Annotated in this window: 4 protein-coding genes; 1 reads left to right on the forward strand and 3 read right to left on the reverse strand. The window is 65.9% G+C overall.

Annotated features, from left to right (window positions below):
- Positions 1-188: 188 nt before the first annotated feature.
- Positions 189-1,178, forward strand: coding sequence for a D-isomer specific 2-hydroxyacid dehydrogenase family protein (locus DMH12_RS37505; RefSeq protein WP_125495740.1), 990 nt, complete (start codon positions 189-191; stop codon positions 1,176-1,178).
- On the opposite strand, the gene DMH12_RS37510 is transcribed toward DMH12_RS37505, so the two are convergent.
- Genes DMH12_RS37510 through vanA form a run of 3 tightly spaced genes read right to left on the reverse strand, consistent with a single transcriptional unit; the run spans position 1,156 to position 3,718 of the window.
- Positions 1,156-2,052 (reverse strand): tetratricopeptide repeat protein, encoded by an 897-nt coding sequence (locus tag DMH12_RS37510; protein ID WP_221763160.1) that lies wholly within the window; start codon positions 2,050-2,052, stop codon positions 1,156-1,158. The two genes, DMH12_RS37505 and DMH12_RS37510, sit on opposite strands and share 23 nt — an antisense overlap.
- 20 nt (positions 2,053-2,072) lie before the next feature.
- On the reverse strand, positions 2,073-2,681 hold the full coding sequence (gene vanX / locus DMH12_RS37515; protein ID WP_125495742.1) for a D-Ala-D-Ala dipeptidase VanX: 609 nt from the start codon (positions 2,679-2,681) through the stop codon (positions 2,073-2,075).
- Positions 2,678-3,718, reverse strand: coding sequence for a D-alanine--(R)-lactate ligase (vanA, locus tag DMH12_RS37520; protein ID WP_125495743.1), 1,041 nt, complete (start codon positions 3,716-3,718; stop codon positions 2,678-2,680). Before vanA ends, vanX begins: the two co-directional genes overlap by 4 nt.
- Positions 3,719-4,183 lie beyond the last annotated feature (465 nt).

The following is a 4,183-nucleotide window of genomic DNA, read 5'->3' on the forward strand; positions in this document are numbered from 1 at the left end:
TGTCACCCACGACCGTCCCGCCGACGATCTCGGCGATCTCACCGAGGCTGAGCGGAATCATGTGGATTTTCCGGAGGTCAGGTCGCGTGCTGTGTGGGTCATGCCTCCAGTCAAGGCTGTGGGGCGTATCGCGGGCATATCGAAAACCGCATACGTTGCGGCAACAGCAGGCCTCCTTGACTGGAGGTATGACCCACAGCGAAACGACCCGCATCACCATCTACGGGTGCGGCCCGGACGAAGCGGCTCTGTTCCGCGAGCTGGCCCCCGGCCTCGGGGTGCAGCCGGCCATCACCGACGCACCGGTGTCCGAAGCCAATGCTGAACTGGCCATCGGTAGCCGGTGCGTCAGCATCGGCCACAAAACGCCCGTCACCCACGCCACTTTGCGTGCGCTCGGCCGAGCCGGCGTGGGCTACATCTCCACCCGGAGTATCGGCTACAACCACATAGATGTGGAATACGCGGACAGCATCGGCATCCTTGTCGAAAACGTCTCCTACTCGCCGGACAGTGTGGCCGACTACACGCTGATGCTCATGTTGATGGCGGTACGGGATGCGAAGGCCGTCATCCGGCGCACCGACATGCATGATTACCGGCTGAGCGAGACGCGTGGCAGGGAATTGCGCGATCTGACGGTCGGAGTGATCGGGACGGGCCGTATCGGCGCGGCGGTCATCGACCGGCTGCGGGGTTTCGGCTGCCGCATCCTGGCCCATGACAAGGGTCCCGTGGGCCGCCCCGGCGCCGGTGTCGAGTTCCTTCCCCTCGATGAGTTGCTGCGGCGCAGCGACCTGGTCACGCTGCATACGCCGCTCACCGCGCAGACGCACCATCTGCTGGATCGGCAGCGCCTGGCGCAGCTGAAGAACGGCGCGCTGATCGTCAACACCGCTCGTGGTGCGCTCATCGACACCGAGGCACTGGTGCAGCAGCTGGAGAACGGCAGGCTGAGTGGGGTGGCGTTGGACGTCATCGAAGGCGAGGACGGCGTGTTCTACGCCGACTGCCGCAACGAACCGCTGGAAAGCAAGGGGCTGTTGCGACTGCAGGAGCTGCCGAATGCGCTCATCAGTCCGCACACCGCCTACTACACGGACCACGCCCTGCGCGACACCGTGGAGAACTCTCTGACCAACTGTCTGTCCTTCGTCAGCAGGAATCACCGTGGCTGACACACCGTCCACGGGCCGAGGTGCAAGTTCCCCTCATGGTGGCGGCTTCGACGGCCTTCAGGGCGCGAGCGGCGAGGTGAGCGCAGCGGACTGCCTGGGTCAGTCGGTGGTTGTCACCGAGCACCCGGACGGCGTCGGACAGGGTCTGTTCGAACAGTGAAATCGCCCGGCTCAGGTCGCCGGCCGACTGGTAGGCGTAGGCGAGGTTGTTGCGGGTGGTCAGGGTGGAGGGGTGGTCCTCCCCCAGGAGCTGGGCCCGGGCGTTTGCCGTCTGCTCGTACAGGGGGATCGCCCGGGCGAGGTCGCCGGCCGACTGGTGGGCGTAGGCGAGGTTGTTGCGGGCGGTCAGGGTGTCGGGGTGGTCCTTGCCCAGCACCCGCGCGGTGTCGGACAGGGTCTGCTCGAACAGGGGGACCGCCCGGCCGAGGTCGCCGGCCGACTCGTAGGCGCTGGCGAGGTTGTTGCGGGCGGTCAGGGTGTCGGGGTGGTCCTTGCCCAGCACCCGCGCGGTGTCGGACAGGGTCTGCTCGAACAGCGGGACCGCCCGGCCGAGGTCGCCGGCCGACTCGTAGGCGCAGGCGAGGTTGTTGCGGGCGGTCAGGGTGTCGGGGTGGTCCTTGCCCAGCACCCGCGCGGTGTCGGACAGGGTCTGCTCGAACAGGCGGACCGCCCGGCCGAGGTCGCCGGCCGACTCGTAGGCGCAGGCGAGGTTGTTGCGGGCGGTCAGGGTGTCAGGGTGGTCCTTGCCCAGCACCCGCACGGTGTCGGACAGGGTCTGCTCGAACAGCGGGACCGCCCGGCCGAGGTCGCCGGCCGGCCCGCCGTGATCGCTGCACCCGCACCGGAGGCACCAGTGGCCGTGGTGTCCTGTCACGGCGTTTTCTTTCTCACTCACTAGGTGACGGGGAAGTCGAAGTAGGTGTCCGGGTATGGCTCGTCTTTCAAGGTGTAATGCCACCATTCGCACTCGTAGGGGTGGAAACCGCATGCCTCCATGAGGGAGCGGAGGTGCTGCCGGTTCATCGCCTCGGCCGGTGTGATCCCTTGTGCTCCGTGATGCGATATCGGGTCCATCAGGTCGTGGCCACCGCCCATGGCGACCAGCTCTCCGGTGGCCAGGTGGTAGAGCGTCAGGTCGACGGTGCTGCCCCGGCTGTGGCCGGACTTCTCGGCGACATAGCCCCTGTCGAACATCTCGGCCCGGTCGATGTGCGGATAGTGCCGCTGCTTCGTACGGCCGTCCTCCGGCTGCCTGGACCAGCGCATGAAGCAGTCCACGGCGCGCTGGGGGCGGTATCCGTCCCACAGGAGCAGGCCGAAGCCATGGGCACGGGCTTTTTCCCGCACCCTTTTCAGAGCCGAGCACAAGGGCTTGGTGCCGACGATTCGATTGGCCAGGTAGCCGTCCACGGGCTTGCCGGTGAAGTTGTCCCAGGTGGCGTACTTGGCGTCCCAGCGTATTCCGGGCACGTATTCGTCGAGGAAGGCGAAGTTGTCCTTCATCGCATCTTCCCCGTCAGTGCCAACGACACCATCCGGTCGATCACTTCGGTCAGCGTCCACCCGGCGGCCGCCATCATCCTCGGGTAGCGGCTGTAGGAGGTCAGGCCGGGCAGTGTGTTGACCTCGTTGAGGACCACACTTCCGTCCTCCTTGAGGAACAGGTCCACCCGTGCCAGGCCGCTGCAGCCCAGCGCGCGGTAGATGTCCTTTGCCGTCTCCTGAACGAGTGATCGCGCTTGCGCGGAAATGTCGGCGGGAACGATGAACGTCGAGTTCTCGGACCCGCTCTCCGGGTTTTCCTCCTGGTGGATCTTGAAGAAGCCGTGCGACAGTGCGACCCGGTCCACCTCGCCCACGATCAGTTCCAGTTCATTCCCCAGGATGGAGCATCCGATCTCGCTGCCGGCGACGGCCTCTTCGATCAGCACCTTCGAGTCGTACTGCCGCGCGGTTTCTACGGCGGGCAGCAGTTCTTCCTTCCGGGAAACCTTGCTGACGCCGAAGGACGAACCCGAACGGGCCGGCTTCGTGAAGACGGGGTACATCAGCTCCTCGGGGTCAATGTTCTCGTCCGCCGCCAGCATCCGGAAGTTCGGTGTGGCGATCCCCGCGCCCCTGATGATCTGGTACGTCAGGGATTTGTCCATGCAGAGAGCGGAACTCTGCACGTCGCAGCCGGCGTAGGGGATGCCGGTGATCTCCAGCAGGCCTTGCATCGCGCCGTCTTCGCCGAGTTTCCCGTGCAGGATCGGCAACACGACGTCCAGGTCGACCGTGCTGTACCGCCCCTGCTCCAGAACGAGGAGTCCGCCTGCGCTTCGGTCCGGTGACAGCAGCGCCGGGCGGCAGTTGCCGCTCTCCCAGTCCGGGCCGGGGCTGTCGCAAAGCTTCCAGGCACCGCTCTTCGTGATCCCGATGTAGAAGGGTTCGTACTTGGTGAGATCAATGCTCTTTGCGACCTCGTGCGCGGACTTGACGGAGACGGGGTGTTCCTCGGAGCAGCCCCCGAATACGATTCCGACTTTCAGTTTGTCCATGCCGGTTCCTGCTTTCGAATTCCGGGAAGTTGGTGAGGGAGATGCTGACCGTGCCGCCGAGGGTGTGACCACTCGGCGCGCCTGTGACCGCGGCTTGTGCGAGTGCGACGGCCGCGGAATGCGGGGACGCGGGCGACCGGGTGCGGCGGGCCGCCGCGTGTGCCGGTTCGCTGGAGGTCATGCCTGCATTCAAGGCGGCATGGCGTTGCCGCAACGTATGCGGTTTTGGATACGCCGACGATATACTACCGCCGGGTAACATATCGTCGGCGTATCCAAAACCGCATACGCGCCGGCAACGCCTCACCGCTTTGACTTGAAGCGTGACCTCCAGCGAACCAGCCTCCTCGTACCTCTACCTCGCCGGCCTCGCTCCTGCTCGCGGGCTCCCGCGCCGCGTAGGCATGGTCCCGCTCAGCCTCGGTGAGATCGCCGAGATCGTCGGCGGGACGGTCGTGGGTGACG

The sequence above is a fragment of the Streptomyces sp. WAC 04229 genome (genome assembly GCF_003947455.1).
In the GTDB taxonomy this organism is placed as follows: Bacteria; Actinomycetota; Actinomycetes; order Streptomycetales; family Streptomycetaceae; genus Streptomyces.